Here is a 14,002-nt window from a genome sequence, read left to right on the forward strand (position 1 = left end):
TCTCTGCCGACGGCAGAGGTCAACGACCGGCCGGGGGCACGTACTTGTACCCCACCCGCCGCACGGTCTGGATCGCGCGCCGGTGCTCGGCGCCCAGCTTGCGGCGCAGCCGGGCGACGTGGACGTCGACGGTGCGGCCGTCACCGACGTGGCCGTACCCCCATACGGTGGTGACCAGCTGGTCCCGGGTGTGCACCCGGTGCGGCTGCGCGACGAGATGCGCGAGCAGCTCGAACTCCAGGTAGGTCAGGTCGAGTTCGCGTCCGTCGACCACCGCGGTGCGGTGCGCGGTGTCGACGCGGATCAGCGGGTCCGCGCCGGGCTCGGCCCCGCCGGGCCGCGCACGGTCCGGCACCGGCACCGGCACTGGCGCCGGGAATGGCGGCTGCTGGTCGGCGGGGACCAGCACCAGGTAGCCGACCATCGGCGGCTGCCCCGGCAGTGCGGGCAGGGTGTGCGGGGGCGCGGGCAGCCAGGTGGCGCCGGGCGGCAGCAGGTCGGCGACGGTGACGGCCTCGTCCCGGCCGACGGAACGCAGCCGGTGCCGCGGGCCGTTCGCCGCCGGGGCGGGGGTGGAGGGGAGCGTGGCGGTGGTCAGGGAACGGGTGGTCGCCATGAGAGGTCAGCTCTTTCGCGCGAGGGGTTCGTCGAAGAGGCCGGCGGCCGCCGGATCGTGGCGGGCTCGCCGGGGAGGACGTACGCGGTGCGCGCGGGCCGGAGGCCGGATGAACGGCTGGTGCCGGACATACGGCCGGTGCCGAGTGTGCGGCTGGTGCCGGTTGTACGGCTGTCAGAGGGCCGGCGCGTTCGTCGCGCGGCAACACACCCGGTCGAAGTCGTGGTGCTGACGGGAAGGCCAGAACGGCTCGAGGTCATGGCGACCCGGCGTGGTGAGGTTCTGGAGGCTGGCCATGGCCCCATTGAAGCAGACGGCGGGGCCCGGCAGGACCCCGCTCTCACTGCGTGGACGCACGCCTGTCCGAAAACCGGCGCCGCCCGCACGCGTGAGGGGCGCCCACCTCGGCGGTGGGCGCCCCTCACACGGAAGCGAACGGACCGGAACGGGCCGGACGGACCTGGCTGACCGGGCCGGACGGATCAGACCTGGCCGGCCTTCTCCAGCGCCGTGCAGCAGGTGTCGACGAGCAGGCGGGTCACCACGTACGGGTCGACGTTGGCGTTGGGACGGCGGTCCTCGATGTAGCCCTTGCCGTCCTTCTCGACCTGCCACGGGATGCGGACCGAGGCGCCGCGGTCGGAGACGCCGTAGGAGTACTCGTTCCACGGGGCGGTCTCGTGCAGGCCCGTCAGGCGGTCGTCGATGCCGGCGCCGTAGTTCTTGACGTGGTCCAGCGGCTTGGAGCCCTCGCCGAGCGACTCGCAGGCGGTGATGATCGCGTCGTAGCCCTCGCGCATGGCCTTGGTGGAGAAGTTGGTGTGCGCGCCGGCGCCGTTCCAGTCGCCCTTGACCGGCTTGGGGTCGAGGGTGGCGGCGACGCCGTAGTCCTCGGCGGTGCGGTAGAGCAGCCAGCGGGCCACCCACAGCTGGTCGGCGACCTCCAGCGGGGCGAGCGGGCCGACCTGGAACTCCCACTGGCCCGGCATGACCTCGGCGTTGATGCCGGAGATGTCCAGGCCCGCCTTCAGGCAGTTGTCGAGGTGGGCCTCGACGACGTCGCGGCCGAAGATCTCGTCGGAGCCGACACCGCAGTAGTAGCCGCCCTGCGGGGCCGGGAAGCCGCCCTTGGGGAAGCCGAGCGGGTGGCCGTCCTTGAAGAAGGTGTACTCCTGCTCGATGCCGAAGATCGGCTCCTGCGCGGCGAACCGCTCGGCGACCTCGGCCAGCTCGGCGCGGGTGTTGCTCGGGTGTGGGGTCAGGTCGGTGTCGAGGACCTCGCACAGCACCAGGATGTCGTCGCCGCCGCGGATCGGGTCGGGGCAGGAGAAGACCGGCTTCAGCACGCAGTCCGAGGAGTTGCCCTCGGCCTGGTTGGTGGAGGACCCGTCGAAGCCCCACAGCGGCAGCGCGTCCAGGCCGGCGGGGGCACCCGCGATGATCTTCGTCTTGGAACGGAGCTTGGCCGTCGGCGCGGTGCCGTCGATCCAGATGTACTCGGCCTTGAAGGTCACGGGTGCCTCTTCCTTCGGGTGGGTCTCGCGCGCTCACGCACTCGCGGATGCCGCGGCGCTGCGGCACCGGGGCGCCGCCTCAACTGCCCGGCAGCCTGTCAACAGGGGGTTTCCCGGCCATTGCCCGAATGTGAACCCCGTGTTACCTGGGGGTGGTGTGGCCCACCTCACGACGCGAGGACGGCGGTCGCGCGGCACCGGCCGAAGGGAGAGCGGGGGAGGGGGGGAGCGGACGAAGGGGGGAGCGGACGAAGGGGGAGCGGACGAAGGGGGAGCGGACGAAGGGGCGGCAGGCCGGGGGCGTCACTCCGCCCCGGCCGCCGCGTCCCGCACCCCGGTGAGGAAGTCCTTGATCGCGGCCCGCTCCCGTGCGTCGTACCGGCGCAGCAGCTCCACCGCCCGGCCGATCAGCGGGCCGAAGTGGGACCAGCCGAGGGCGACCGCCCGTTCGTCCACCTCGACGACGACCCGGCGCCGGTCCCGCTCGCCGCGCACCCGGCGCACATGGCCGGCCCGCTCCAGGCGGTCCACCAGGGCCGTCGTCCCCGCCGAGTTCAGCCCGAGCGCGGCACCGAGCCGGCCGGCGGTCGTCTCCTCGCCCGCGCGGGAGGCGTCCATGAGGACGATCAGGGCGCGCACGTCGGTCGGGTGCAGGCCGGCGCGGCGCGCGAACCGGGCGCTGTGCGCGCCGAGTTCGACGGTCACCGCGCGCAGCAGGTGGACGATCTCCATCTCGGTCCCCGCCTCCGGGGCCCCGTCGGGCCCGAGTTCCGCGGCCTCCGGGACCCCGTCGGGCCTGTGTTCCGCCATGGGGCGCCGCCTCCCGCTATCATCTCGCTCAACGAAAATCTCGCTCAACGAGATAATAGGGAGTCGCTCATGCCGTCCACGCAGGCCCGCGCCGGTGCCTGCGGCGCTTACGACGCCGACGGCTTCCGGGCCGCGTACGACACCCTCATGGCCCGGTGGCCCGGACGGCGTGCGGCCGTGACGGTGCCCACGCCCTTCGGCGCCACCCACGTGAACCTGTGCGGCTCGGCCGACGGCCCCCCGCTCGTCCTGCTGCCGGGCGGCGGGGGAGCGACCTCCGCCTCCTGGTACGCCCAGGCCGCCGCCCTGTCCCGCACCCACCGCCTGTACGCCGTCGACTTGATCGGCGCCCCGGGCCGCAGCACGCCTGCCGACGGCCGACACCCCCGTACGGCCGCCGACCTGGCGGCCTGGCTGGACGCGCTGCTCGACGGCCTGGGCCTCACCGGGGCTGGCCTGGCAGGGCACTCCTACGGCGCCTGGATCGCCCTGCAGTACGCCCTGCGCGCACCCGCCCGGGTACGCCGCCTGATCCTCCTGGACCCGACCGGGTGCTTCGCCGGGTTCGGAGCGGCCTACCTGCTGCACGCCCTGCCGATGCTGCTGCGGCCCACGCCCCGCCGCGTCCGCGCCTTCCTGGAGTGGGAGACCGCGGGCATCCCCCTCGACCCCGACTGGCTCCGGCTCCAGGAGGCGGCCGCCGGCTTCCCCTCCCCGCGGCCGGTGACCGGCCCGCGCCCGGCGCCGGACGCGCTGCGCCGCCTGGACGTGCCGGTCCTGCTGCTCCTGGCCGGTGCCGGCCGGGTCCACGACGCGCGGGAGGTGGCGGCCCGGGCCGAGGCCGTGCTGCCGCGCGTGGAGACCGACGTCCTGCCGGGCGTCTCCCACCACGCGCTGCCGCACGCCGCACCCGCCGGGCTGGGCCACCGCCTCGCCGCCTTCCTCGGCGCCGGGGACTGAACCCCACCGCGCCCTCTCCGCCGGGATTCCGCCGCAGGGAAGGGTGCCGCCGTCCGTCAGCGGGACAGTGCCTCGCGCACCGCCTCGTCCGTCCGGGCGACGACCGCCGTGCCGTCGTCCGCCGTGATGATGGGGCGCTGGATCAGCTTCGGGTGCTTGGCGAGGGCCTTGACCCAGCGGTCGCGGGACGCCTCGTCGCGGGGCCAGTCCTTCAGGCCGAGCTCCTTGGCGGCGGCCTCCTGCGTGCGGGTGATGTCCCACGGTTCGAGACCGAGGCGGGCGAGGACGCCGCGGATCTCGTCCTCGCTCGGCACGTCCTCCAGATAGCGGCGGACGGTGTAGTCGGCGCCCTCGGCGTCGAGCAGGGTGAGGGCGCTGCGGCACTTCGAACAGGCCGGGTTGATCCAGATCTCCATGGGCCCACAGTACGTCCGCCGGGGCTTTCGCGAGGCGCGGAAAACCCGTTCTCCCCTCCCGTCACCGCAGCCCCGAAAGCCCTTGTGGCCAGGGGCGATTGTCAGTGCCGGGCCGTAAAATTGAAGCAGTGTTCGAGGGTGTCGCCGGGGTCGTCCGGGCGGTGCCCCGGCCGCGACAGGAGGATGCCCGTGCCCGCTGCCGCCGTGAAGTCCAAGCCGTTGCCCACCCAGTCGACCGCCCAGCGCCCCGTCCAGCTCGACCTGCCGTACGCGCCCGTGATGAAGCGCCCGCTGCCGGCGGGCCGCCCGCGCGAGTGGTACATCACGCACAACCGCCGGCTCAAGGCGATGCGGCTCGCCATCGCCCTGCTCGACTCCGGCGTCTACCTGCCGGACCAGGCCCGCGACGAGACCATACGGGAGGCCGCGCGGCTCATCGGCGTCCACCCGCCGTCCGACACCACCTGCCGCATGGTCCGGGCCCTGATGCGCTACAGCCGCTGAGGCCCGCCGGCCGTACGACCGGTGCCGGGCACCCCGCGCGACCGCGGGGTGCCCGGCACCGCCGTTCCGCGGCCTAGTAGGGCGCCCGGAAGTTGATGTACCCCAGCAGCAGGATGACCGCGGCCACGCACCCGAGGACTACCGCCGTGGACACCCACGACGACCGGCGCCCCCGCACCGGCTCCGGATCGGCGCGGAACGGCACCGGGCCGGGCGGGTTGTGCTTCCACCGCGCGGCGAGCATCCGGGCCCGCGCCGAGGGCTCCTTGTGCTCGGCCCCGTCGGCCCACTTGAGGTCGAACTCCCGCTCCCAGTCGTCCTGTTCGGACATGACGATCCCTTTCCCCGTCCCCTGGATCGAACAGCCGTGTTAGTAAACCAGGAAAGCAAGGTTTCCGTGCACACGACAGCGGCCCCCGTCCCGGGAAGCGGGAGAGGGGGCCGCCGGACGGCTCACGCGTCGACCGGGCGCCGGACGGACGCCCGATCGGCGCCGATCACACGTCGAAGTACAGCTCGAACTCGTGCGGGTGCGGACGCAGCTGCAGCGGGGCGATCTCGTTCGCGCGCTTGAAGTCGATCCACGTCTCGATCAGGTCCGGCGTGAACACGTCGCCCTGGAGGAGGAACTCGTGGTCGGCCTCCAGGCGGTCGAGGACGGCGCCGAGGGAGGTCGGGACCTGCGCGACGTTGGCGTGCTCCTCGGGAGCCAGCTCGTAGAGGTCCTTGTCGATCGGCTCGGCCGGCTCGATCTTGTTCTTGATGCCGTCCAGGCCGGCCAGCAGCAGCGCCGAGAAGGCCAGGTACGGGTTGCCGGAGGCGTCCGGGGCGCGGAACTCGACGCGCTTGGCCTTCGGGTTGGAGCCGGTGATCGGGATGCGCATCGCGGCGGAGCGGTTGCGCTGCGAGTACACCAGGTTCACCGGCGCCTCGAAGCCCGGCACCAGGCGGTGGTAGGAGTTCACCGTCGGGTTGGTGAAGGCCAGCAGCGACGGGGCGTGCTTGAGGATGCCGCCGATGTAGTAGCGGGCGGTGTCGGACAGGCCGGCGTAGCCCTGCTCGTCGTAGAAGAGCGGCTCGCCGTTGCTCCACAGCGACTGGTGGACGTGCATGCCCGAACCGTTGTCGCCGAAGATCGGCTTCGGCATGAAGGTCGCCGTCTTGCCGTTCTTCCACGCCACGTTCTTCACGATGTACTTGAAGAGCTGGAGGTCGTCGGCGGCGGCGAGCAGCGTGTTGAACTTGTAGTTGATCTCCGCCTGGCCGGCGGTGCCCACCTCGTGGTGCTGGCGCTCGACCTTCAGGCCGGCCCGCTCCAGCTCCAGGGAGATCTCCGCGCGCAGGTCGGCGAAGTGGTCGACCGGCGGGACCGGGAAGTAGCCGCCCTTGTAGCGGACCTTGTACCCGCGGTTGTCCTCCACGGCACCGGTGTTCCAGGCACCCGCCTCGGAGTCGATGTGGTAGAAGGACTCGTTCGCGCTGGTGGCGAAGCGCACGGAGTCGAAGACGTAGAACTCGGCCTCGGGACCGAAGTAGGCGGTGTCCGCGATACCGGTCGACGCCAGGTACGCCTCGGCCTTCTTCGCCACGTTCCGCGGGTCGCGGGAGTACTGCTCGCCCGTGATCGGGTCGTGGATGAAGAAATTGACGTTGAGCGTCTTGTCCCGGCGGAACGGGTCGACCCGGGCGGTCGACAGGTCCGCGCGCAGCGCCATGTCGGACTCGTGAATGGCCTGGAAACCGCGGATCGAGGACCCGTCGAAGGCGAGCTCCTCGTCCGGGTCGAACGCCTCGGCGGGCACCGTGAAGTGCTGCATGACGCCCGGGAGGTCGCAGAAGCGGACATCGATGAACTTGACGTCCTCGTCCGCGATGAACTTCTTGGCCTCGTCGGCGTTCTGGAACATCCAGCTCCTCCTACTCCCGACCGTGCCGCCGGGGTGGTAGATCGTTCGTGCGGCCAGTGCGGGTGGCACACGCTGGGCTCGACCCTAGGGACGGGTGATTTCTCGGGCGTGACCCGTTTGTTTCGCAGAAGTTAACCGGGCCCCTGCCGCGGACCCTTCCGGACACTCCCACAGTAGCTCCGGCGTACCCCTCGCCGCCCCGGTCATATCCGGGCGCAGTACCGTGTACGGGTGGACAAGAGGCAAGCAATCGGATCATGGCTGTCCGGGCCGCGCGCGGCCATGGAGGACGCCGGTGCCGACTTCGGCTACCGGGGCCGGGAACTCGGTCTGCCGGAGGAGGGGCCCGGCTCGATCGCCCGTCCCGGGCGGCGGATCGGCGCGCTGGCCGTCGACTGGGCCCTGTGCCTCTTGATCGCATACGGCCTCATCACGGACGGCTACGGCCAGGAGACGTCCAACTGGGCGCTGCTCATCTTCTTCGTCCTGAGCGTCCTGACCGTCGGCACCCTCGGCTTCACCCCGGGCAAGCGCCTGCTCGGCCTGCGGGTGGTCGAGCTCGGCACCGGCCGGATCAACCCGCTGCGCGCCCTGCTGCGCTCGGTCCTGCTGTGCCTGGCGGTCCCCGCCCTGATCTGGGACCGCGACGGCCGCGGCCTGCACGACCGGCTGGCGCGCACGGTCGAGGTGCGGATCTGATCCCCGCACCCCGCCCCGCTGTACGGCGAAGGGGCACCCGGATCTCTCCGGGTGCCCCTTCGCCGTACAGCGGTACAACGGGGTCAGCGGCCCCTCGGCCCGCCCTTCGGCAGGCGCATGCCCTTGGGCATGGGGCCCTTCGGCAGCGGCATGTTGCTCATCAGGTCGCCCAGCGCGCGCAGCCGGTCGTTGGTCGCGGTGACCTGCGGGCCGGTCAGGACGCGCGGCAGCTTGAGCATGGTGGTGCGCAGCTTCTTCAGCTCCACCTGGCCCTCGCCGGTCCCCACGATCAGGTCGTGGACGGGGACGTCGGCGACGATCCGGTTCATCTTCTTCTTCTCGGCGGCGAGCAGGGACTTCACCCGGTTCGGGTTGCCCTCGGCGACCAGCACGATGCCGGCCTTGCCGACCGCGCGGTGCACCACGTCCTGGTTGCGGTTCATCGCCACCGCAGGGGTCGTCGTCCAGCCCCGGCCGATGTTGTCGAGCACGGCCGCGGCGGCGCCCGGCTGTCCCTCCATCTGCCCGAAGGCCGCCCGCTCGGCCCGGCGCCCGAACACGATCGCCGTCGCGAGGAAGGCGAGCAGCAGGCCCAGGATGCCGAGATAGATGGGGTGACCGATCAAGAAACCGATCGCGAGGAGGACACCGAAGGTGATGATGCCGACAGCCGCGAGTACAAGACCGATCTTCTTGTCGGCCCTGCGGGTCATCTTGTAGGTCAGGGCGATCTGCTTCAGTCGCCCGGGGTTCGCAGTCTCCGCCGCGTTGTCCTTCCTCGCCATGCCACGAAGTCTACGTGGCCCCCGCGGCGCCGACGACGGCAGTGCCCGGCGGGACGGTCAGGGGTCAGGAGCGGCGGGCGGCGAGTGCCTGCTGGAGGACCCGCTCCGCCTCGAACCGGTCCTTGGCGCGGCGGCGGTCCTCCAGGACGGACGTCCAGGCGTTGCGGCGGGCGGTGCGCTGGCCGCCGCCCATGAGCAGCGACTCGACGGCCCGCAGGGCGGTGGTGAACGACGGGATCGCGGTGGCGCGGACGGGCGCGGCCTGCATCGTGATGGTCCCCCTCGGTACGGCACTGGGTATGGGTGCACGTGGCGTGATGCCAGGGTCACTGATTGGTGTTACCAGGGCATGACCGACCGGTCAAACGGCCGTGAAGCCCCGGCGGGCGGGCGCCGAACGACGGCGCGGCCCTGACGGGTGCCCTCATCTGCGAGGACGGTCAGGACCGCGCCGTACCGGCCACTACCGGTCAGTAGGTTCTTGTGCTTGGATTCACACGCCTGCGGGCGGCGTCCGGCTCAGACGGCCTGCGCGGCGACGAACGCGCCCCGCTTCTCGACCGCCATCTGGTACAGGCGCCCGGCGCGGTACGAGGAGCGCACCAGCGGGCCGGACATCACGCCGGAGAAGCCGATCTGCTCGGCCTCCTCCTTCAGCTCCACGAACTCCTGCGGCTTGACCCAGCGCTCCACCGGGTGGTGGCGCACGGACGGGCGCAGGTACTGCGTGATGGTGACCAGCTCGCAGCCCGCGTCGTGCAGCTGCTTCAGCGCCTCGCTGACCTCCTCGCGGGTCTCGCCCATGCCGAGGATCAGGTTGGACTTGGTGACCAGGCCGTAGTCGCGGGCCTCGGTGATGACCTTCAGGGAGCGCTCGTAGCGGAAGCCGGGGCGGATCCGCTTGAAGATCCGCGGCACCGTCTCGACGTTGTGCGCGAAGACCTCGGGGCGGGAGGCGAAGACCTCCGCGAGCTGCTCCGGGACCGCGTTGAAGTCGGGGGCCAGCAGCTCGACCTTGGTGCGCCCGCCCTCGCGGTCCGCGGTCTGCGCGTGGATCTGGCGCACGGTCTCGGCGTACAGCCAGGCGCCGCCGTCCTCCAGGTCGTCGCGGGCGACGCCGGTGATGGTGGCGTAGTTCAGGTCCATGGTGACCACGGACTCGCCGACGCGGCGGGGCTCGTCGCGGTCGAGCGCCTCGGGCTTGCCGGTGTCGATCTGGCAGAAGTCGCAGCGCCGGGTGCACTGGTCGCCGCCGATGAGGAAGGTGGCCTCGCGGTCCTCCCAGCACTCGTAGATGTTGGGGCAGCCGGCTTCCTGGCAGACCGTGTGCAGGCCCTCGCTCTTCACGAGGTTCTGCATCTTCGTGTACTCGGGACCCATTTTCGCCCGGGTCTTGATCCACTCGGGCTTGCGCTCGATGGGGGTCTGGCTGTTGCGGACCTCCAGGCGCAGCATCTTGCGTCCGTCGGGTGCGACTGCGGACACGTCGGCTCCCTAACTTCGATTCTTCGGCGTACACCAGGGTACGCCCGTGTTTGATCGGCCCTGCGGTGAGGCCAACCTCGGGCCCGCGGGGTGCATTCCCCCGCCCGGGTGAGCCGGTCAGGCGGGGGCCTTCTCGATCACGCGCGGCTTGAGCTCGGCGTTCTCCAGCACGTCCCGCAGGTGCCGCTCCACCACCGGCAGCACCTCGTCGATCGTGACGTCCCGGCCCAGCTCGTTGGCGAGGGAGGTGACGCCCGCGTCGCGGATCCCGCACGGGATGATCCGGTCGAACCAGGCGTTGTCCGGGTTCACGTTCAGCGAGAAGCCGTGCATCGTGACGCCCTTGGCCACCCGGATGCCGATGGCCGCGATCTTGCGGTCCTCGCGCCGCTGGCCCGCGTTGGAGGGGGCGTACTCCGGGCCGTTGAGCCGGGGGTCGAACTCCTCGTCGTGCAGGCGCGGGTCGAAGTCCAGGGAGAGGCCGCCGAGGGACGGGCGCCGCTCGACCGGGTCGCCGAGGATCCAGACGCCGCTGCGGCCCTCGACCCGCGTGGTCTCCAGGCCGAACTCCGCGCAGGTGCGGATCAGGGCCTCCTCCAGCCGCCGTACGTGCGCCACGACGTCCACCGGGCGCGGGAGCTTCTGGATGGGGTAGCCCACGAGCTGGCCCGGGCCGTGCCAGGTGATCTTGCCGCCGCGGTCCACGTCGATGACGGGCGTGCCGTCGAGGGGGCGTTCGCTGTCCGCCGTGCGCCGGCCCGCCGTGTAGACCGGCGGATGTTCGAGGAGCAGCACGGTGTCGGGGACCTCGTCGGCGAAGCGCGCCGCGTGCACCCGGCGCTGCTCGTCCCACGCTTCCTGGTACTCGACGGCCTCGGACCCGAACCCCATACGGACGAACCGCAACTCGCTCACGGCAAGCGCCTCCCTGGAAAGACGTAAGGCACGAAACGTGCCCACGCCACTGTACGTCCGCCCGTCCGGCGCCCGCCGCGGGGCGGGGGCGTCAGGCACCGGTCCCATCCTCACACGATCGGATGAATGACCGGCGAAGTGTGTGATGGCGTGCTTACTCTCCGCTACATTCGCGCCGTTACCAGGCCATAAGGGCTGCTCACAGGCAATCCGGGCACATGTTCGCCTTGGAAGGCAGGAGACCGCACCGCAGATGACGGAACGACCCGCGCAGCGCACTCCCAACCGCCAGCTCGCCGCGCTCATCGCAGAAGCGGGGTTCTCCAACGCAGGTCTCGCCCGTCGCGTCGACCAGCTCGGCCTCGAACACGGACTGGACCTGAGATACGACAAGACGTCCGTCACCCGGTGGCTGCGCGGCCAGCAGCCCCGCGGCACCACCCCCGCCCTGATCGCCGAGGTCTTCACCCGGCGCCTCGGCCGCCGCCTCACCGCCCAGGACCTGGGGCTGGACGCCTGCGCCCCCGTCTACGCGGGCCTGGAGTTCGCCGCCTCCCCGGAGGAGGCCGTCGACATCGTCAGCGGCCTGTGGCGCAAGGACTCCGGCAGCCACGCCGAACTGCGCAAGATCGCGTTCACCCCGGCGGGGCTGGTCGTGCCCAGCCGGGACTGGCTGATCGGCCGCGCCGACGAGAAGGTCGGCCGTGGCGAGACGCCCGTCCGCATCCCGGCCCAGGGCCGCGGGCCCGCGTCCGCCAAGGCCCCGGGGCCCGCCCCGGCCGGGTCCGGGGGCCCCGCCGCCCGCCGGCGCACCCCGGCCGAGCGCGCCCCCGGCCAGCGGGTCACCGCCGGCGACCTCGCCGCGCTGCGCTCCGTCGGCGAGCTCTTCCGCGCCCTGGACGACATGTACGGCGGCGGCCACGCCCGCCAGGCCCTCGTGCGCTACCTGGAGCACGAACTGGAGCCCATGCTGCGCGGCACCTACGGCGAGCAGACCGGCCGCCGCCTGTTCGCCGCCGCCGCCGACCTGACCCGGCTCGCGGGCTGGACGTCGTACGACATCGCCGCCCACGGCCTCGCCCAGCGCTACTTCGTGCAGGCGCTGCGGCTCGCGCAGGCCGCCGGCGACCGGGCGTACGGCTCCTACGTCCTGGCCACCATGAGCCGGCAGGCCGTCTACCTCGGGCACGGACGGGAGGCCGTGCAGCTCGCCCGCGTCGCCCAGCAGGGGGCTGGCACCGGTGTCCCGCCCGTGGTGCAGTGCCTGCTGCACGCCTGCGAGGCGCGCGGGCACGCGGTGCTCGGCGAGGTGCGGGCCTGCACCGCCGCGCTGGTGCGGGCCGAGCGCGCCCTGGAGGCGGCCCGGCCCGGGGACGAGGTGCCGCACTGGGCGCGCTTCTTCGACGAGGCGCAGCTCGCCGACGAGTTCGCGCACTGCCACCGCGACCTCCAGCAGTTCCGCGCCGCCGCCCAGTACGCGGAGCGCTCCCTGCAACTGCGGGCCCCCGCCTACGCCCGCAGCCGCCTGTTCTGCCGCGTCGTCCTCGCCACCGCCCGCCTCGGCCTCGGCGAACTCGACGAGGCCTGCCGGGTGGGCGCCGAGGCGGCCGGGCAGGCGGCGGAGATGCGGTCGGCGCGGGCGGCGGAATACGTCCGGGACTTCGAGCGCCGGCTGGAGCCGTACCGGGACGCGGCGCCGGTGCGGGGGTACCGGGACAAGGTGGCGGCGCTGGGCTGAACCGGGGCCGGGCGTGACCGGTCCCGGGCGGCCCGGTCACGCCGCCCGGGCCGTCGGCAGCGGGTCGGCCGTGTGCATCGAGCCGCCCGCCCCCAGGTCCGCCAGGACCGCCGCCGCCGCCCGGCGCCCCGAGTGCAGCGCGCCCTGCACCGTGCCGGTGTCGCGGTGGTCGCCGCACACGTACAGCCCCGCCAGCAGCCGCACGGGCCGGCGCGGGTCGTGCGGCGGGCGCATCGCGGGCACCGCCTCGGCGGTGTGGTGCACGGCGAGCGTCTCCCAGCGCGCCGTCGAGGTGCCGTACAGACGCGACAGGTGCATCCGTACGGCGGTGTCGACGCCGGGCGGCGGCGGGCCCAGGACGGTGGAGGACACCAGCACCCGCCCGGCCGGGGCCCGGACCGGGTCGACGTGGCTGACCACCGCCGTGTGCGCGACCGGGCCGCCGCGGTCGGCGTCGAGCAGGAGCGCGGCGCCGGTCTCCGGCGGCTCGTCCATGGTGTGGTGCACCACCGTCACCGGGTGGAAGTCCGGCACGCGCAGACCGGGCAGCAGCTCGGCGGCGGCCCGCGCGTCGGTCGCCAGCAGGACGGCCCGGCAGCGGATCTCGCCGTGCTCGGCGGTCGTCACCGCGTTGGTGGCCACCGAGGTGACCCGGACGCCGGTGTGCACGGTGCCCGGGGGCAGGGTGCGCGCCAGCAGCTCGGGCAGGGCCTCCGCGCCGCCCTCCGGCAGGCACAGCCGCCCGCCCGCGAAGGCGCGCAGCGCGAGGTCCGCGCACCGGCTGGAGGTGGTCAGCTCCGGGTCGCACAGCAGCGCGGCGAGCAGCGGGCGCAGGAAGCCGTCGATCGTGCGGGCGGGCAGGCCGCGGGCCGCGAGCGCCTGCGCGGCGGGCAGCTCCGGACGGGCCAGCAGCCGGTCGACGGGCGTGCCCGCGAGCCGGGTGAGGGCGGCACCGAGCCGGGCCTGGTCGACGGCGGAGCCCAGCGGGGCGCCCGCGCGGCTGCGGGGCACCGGCGCCGTCCCGCCGGGCGGACGCGGCACGGGCGCGAGCCTCCTGGAGGCCGGCGCCGACCTGGGAGCGCTCGCCAAGGCGCGCACGACGTGAAGCGCGCCCCGAGGGCCTCCCGCGCCCGCCACGGCGCCCGCGCGGTGGCGGCGCCCGTCGCTGTGCAGCAGCACCCCCGGTGCGAAGGGCCGCAGTACGAGGCCGTCCAGCCCGGGAGCGAGCCGCAGCTCGGGGTAGGCCGTGGACAGCAGATGTCCGATTCTGTCGAGCCGGAAGCCGTCGACCTTCTCGGTCGCCATCCGGCCGCCCACCCCGTGGGCGGCCTCCAGGACGACGGTCGGCACTCCCGCGCCGGTCAGCCGGTGCGCCGCGGCGAGCCCGGCGACCCCGGCCCCCACGACGACGACGTCCGCCTGGTACGTGGGTTCAAGCACGTGCCCCTCCTCGAGGTTGCGCGGCCGCTGGAGACGTCATGCCCCCGACCGGCCTCCGGGATACCCGAGTTCTGGACGAGAGTAGGGCCGCAATCGGTCAGGAACAGTCGCGCAGAGGCAGAGCACGGTCGCACGGCGGTCGCATAAGGCTTGCGTGTGACCGGAACGCGCCGGAACGCGGCAGGAAACGGCAGGACGCGCCAGGGCATGCCG

General features: G+C 73.1%; 16 protein-coding genes. 4 read left to right on the top strand and 12 right to left on the bottom strand.

Annotated features, from left to right (window positions below):
* Positions 1 to 19: 19 nt before the first annotated feature.
* The 4 genes from ABZ340_RS12925 to ABZ340_RS12940 form a co-directional block, all read right to left on the bottom strand.
* Positions 20 to 616 carry a winged helix-turn-helix domain-containing protein gene (locus ABZ340_RS12925; RefSeq protein WP_358781806.1) on the bottom strand — a complete coding sequence of 199 codons (597 nt, stop codon included), beginning with the start codon at positions 614 to 616 and terminating at the stop codon, positions 20 to 22.
* Positions 617 to 790: 174 nt separating this feature from the next.
* Complete coding sequence (locus ABZ340_RS12930) at positions 791 to 913, bottom strand: hypothetical protein (protein WP_358781807.1); 123 nt, start codon at positions 911 to 913, stop codon at positions 791 to 793.
* 185 nt (positions 914 to 1,098) lie between these two features.
* Positions 1,099 to 2,130: a glutamine synthetase gene (gene glnII / locus ABZ340_RS12935; protein WP_358781808.1), complete on the bottom strand. Its 1,032-nt coding sequence runs from the start codon at positions 2,128 to 2,130 to the stop codon at positions 1,099 to 1,101.
* A gap of 303 nt (positions 2,131 to 2,433) precedes the next feature.
* Positions 2,434 to 2,862 carry a MarR family transcriptional regulator gene (locus tag ABZ340_RS12940; protein WP_358781912.1) on the bottom strand — a complete coding sequence of 143 codons (429 nt, stop codon included), beginning with the start codon at positions 2,860 to 2,862 and terminating at the stop codon, positions 2,434 to 2,436.
* 147 nt (positions 2,863 to 3,009) lie between these two features.
* Between ABZ340_RS12940 and ABZ340_RS12945 the strand changes: the two genes are divergently transcribed.
* Positions 3,010 to 3,900 (top strand): alpha/beta hydrolase, encoded by an 891-nt coding sequence (locus ABZ340_RS12945; RefSeq protein ID WP_358781809.1) that lies wholly within the window; start codon positions 3,010 to 3,012, stop codon positions 3,898 to 3,900.
* A gap of 56 nt (positions 3,901 to 3,956) precedes the next feature.
* Here ABZ340_RS12945 and ABZ340_RS12950 read toward each other — a convergent pair whose 3' ends face one another.
* Positions 3,957 to 4,316 carry an arsenate reductase family protein gene (locus ABZ340_RS12950; RefSeq protein ID WP_358781810.1) on the bottom strand — a complete coding sequence of 120 codons (360 nt, stop codon included), beginning with the start codon at positions 4,314 to 4,316 and terminating at the stop codon, positions 3,957 to 3,959.
* Between the two features lie 189 nt (positions 4,317 to 4,505).
* Here ABZ340_RS12950 and ABZ340_RS12955 point away from each other — a divergent pair, with 189 nt between their 5' ends.
* Entirely contained in the window at positions 4,506 to 4,820 is a 315-nt protein-coding gene (locus ABZ340_RS12955) for a hypothetical protein (RefSeq protein WP_358781811.1), read from the top strand.
* 73 nt (positions 4,821 to 4,893) lie between these two features.
* Here ABZ340_RS12955 and ABZ340_RS12960 read toward each other — a convergent pair whose 3' ends face one another.
* Positions 4,894 to 5,151: a hypothetical protein gene (locus ABZ340_RS12960; RefSeq protein ID WP_358781812.1), complete on the bottom strand. Its 258-nt coding sequence runs from the start codon at positions 5,149 to 5,151 to the stop codon at positions 4,894 to 4,896.
* A 166-nt stretch (positions 5,152 to 5,317) separates the two neighbouring features.
* On the bottom strand, positions 5,318 to 6,727 hold the full coding sequence (gene glnA, locus ABZ340_RS12965) for a type I glutamate--ammonia ligase (RefSeq protein WP_029382274.1): 1,410 nt from the start codon (positions 6,725 to 6,727) through the stop codon (positions 5,318 to 5,320).
* Positions 6,728 to 6,958: 231 nt separating this feature from the next.
* On the opposite strand from glnA, the gene ABZ340_RS12970 reads away from it, so the two are divergent.
* A complete protein-coding gene (locus ABZ340_RS12970; protein WP_358781813.1) occupies positions 6,959 to 7,426 on the top strand; it encodes an RDD family protein in 468 nt (155 codons plus the stop codon).
* Positions 7,427 to 7,509: 83 nt separating this feature from the next.
* Here the strand turns inward: ABZ340_RS12970 and ABZ340_RS12975 are convergent, their stop codons facing one another.
* From ABZ340_RS12975 to lipB, 4 genes are all read right to left on the bottom strand, one after another.
* A complete protein-coding gene (locus ABZ340_RS12975; protein ID WP_358781814.1) occupies positions 7,510 to 8,211 on the bottom strand; it encodes a DUF4191 domain-containing protein in 702 nt (233 codons plus the stop codon).
* A 64-nt stretch (positions 8,212 to 8,275) separates the two neighbouring features.
* Complete coding sequence (locus ABZ340_RS12980) at positions 8,276 to 8,479, bottom strand: hypothetical protein (protein ID WP_358781815.1); 204 nt, start codon at positions 8,477 to 8,479, stop codon at positions 8,276 to 8,278.
* Between the two features lie 251 nt (positions 8,480 to 8,730).
* Positions 8,731 to 9,696, bottom strand: a complete 966-nt coding sequence (gene lipA / locus ABZ340_RS12985; RefSeq protein ID WP_358781816.1) for a lipoyl synthase — start codon at positions 9,694 to 9,696, stop codon at positions 8,731 to 8,733.
* A 117-nt stretch (positions 9,697 to 9,813) separates the two neighbouring features.
* On the bottom strand, positions 9,814 to 10,917 hold the full coding sequence (lipB, locus tag ABZ340_RS12990) for a lipoyl(octanoyl) transferase LipB (RefSeq protein WP_358781817.1): 1,104 nt from the start codon (positions 10,915 to 10,917) through the stop codon (positions 9,814 to 9,816).
* Between lipB and ABZ340_RS12995 the strand changes: the two genes are divergently transcribed.
* Entirely contained in the window at positions 10,865 to 12,349 is a 1,485-nt protein-coding gene (locus ABZ340_RS12995) for a regulator (protein ID WP_358781818.1), read from the top strand. The two genes, lipB and ABZ340_RS12995, sit on opposite strands and share 53 nt — an antisense overlap.
* Before the next feature lie 36 nt (positions 12,350 to 12,385).
* On the opposite strand, the gene ABZ340_RS13000 is transcribed toward ABZ340_RS12995, so the two are convergent.
* The gene (locus ABZ340_RS13000; protein WP_358781819.1) at positions 12,386 to 13,789 is read right to left on the bottom strand and encodes an NAD(P)/FAD-dependent oxidoreductase; all 1,404 of its coding nucleotides are present in this window, start codon (positions 13,787 to 13,789) and stop codon (positions 12,386 to 12,388) included.
* Positions 13,790 to 14,002 lie beyond the last annotated feature (213 nt).

The sequence above is a fragment of the Streptomyces sp. NPDC006134 genome (assembly GCF_040628835.1).
Lineage (GTDB): Bacteria > Actinomycetota > Actinomycetes > Streptomycetales > Streptomycetaceae > Streptomyces.